The sequence below is a fragment of the Streptosporangium vulgare genome (genome assembly GCF_042428775.1).
Classification (GTDB): Bacteria; Actinomycetota; Actinomycetes; order Streptosporangiales; family Streptosporangiaceae; genus Streptosporangium; species Streptosporangium vulgare.
This window is the reverse complement of the sequence record NZ_JBHMBS010000127.1, coordinates 1-850: the sequence shown is the minus strand read 5'-3', so window position 1 is coordinate 850 and position 850 is coordinate 1. Positions and strand designations below refer to the sequence as shown.

At 28.5% G+C, this 850-nt stretch carries 1 tRNA gene and 1 other annotated feature; the gene reads right to left on the bottom strand.

The annotated features are described in order from the left end of the window. Nucleotides 1-54: 54 nt before the first annotated feature. Nucleotides 55-304: a sequence feature (23S ribosomal RNA rRNA prediction is too short), on the bottom strand. Between the two features lie 465 nt (nucleotides 305-769). Then, a tRNA-Ile gene (locus tag ACFFRH_RS44295) sits at nucleotides 770-841 on the bottom strand. Between the last annotated feature and the right edge of the window lie 9 nt (nucleotides 842-850).

Here is an 850-nt window from a genome sequence, read left to right as displayed (position 1 = left end):
CTCTCATATGTTTATTAAACTTAACTTGAGCTGCTTATAAGACTACTAATTCAATTATTCCTTCACAGTACTATTCTCTATCGCTTATATATTATATTTAGGCTTAGAGGAAGGTTCCCCTTTATTCAAACAGATAATCCATTTTACTTTAAGCCTTATCTACTTTCATTCACACTACTCATAGAATCTCGTTTGATTTATTTTCCTGAAGCTAATAAGATATTTCAATTCACTTCGTTTGGTCCTTAAAGGCATAGAATTGTTAATTCAATAAATTTTTCATTTCTACTAATATACAGCTAAATCTCCTTAATCGTCTCTTTATATACTTGCCATAAAATTAACACTTAATAATATACATTATTAAGATGTTAATAATATGAAATAATACATTACATATCTAATACATTACTATATGTTTTTATATACAACATTTAATTCATTAATCGGGTTATTATGATTCGAACATAACTATTCCTCAACCCAAATGAGGCGCCTAACCAACCTGGCTCTAACCCGTTTAGAAAATTTTGTACAATTTTATTATAAATATATATAACTTTTGTTATATATATTTATAATATATATCAGAGAATATCCGATTCGAACGGATGTGGTTTTTTTAACCAAATAAGTTTCAAGCTTATCACTATAAACCACTCAGTCAATTCTCTTTTATTTATATATTGTATTAAGTGCGCACAAGACTCGAACTTGTAAAAACATGTCCGTAGCATGTCATTATACCTATTTAACTAGCGCACTTTATTGATTCCTCAACGAATTGAACGTCGATCACATCCTTATCAAGAACGCGCTTTACCTATTAAGCTAAGGAACCTTAAAAATA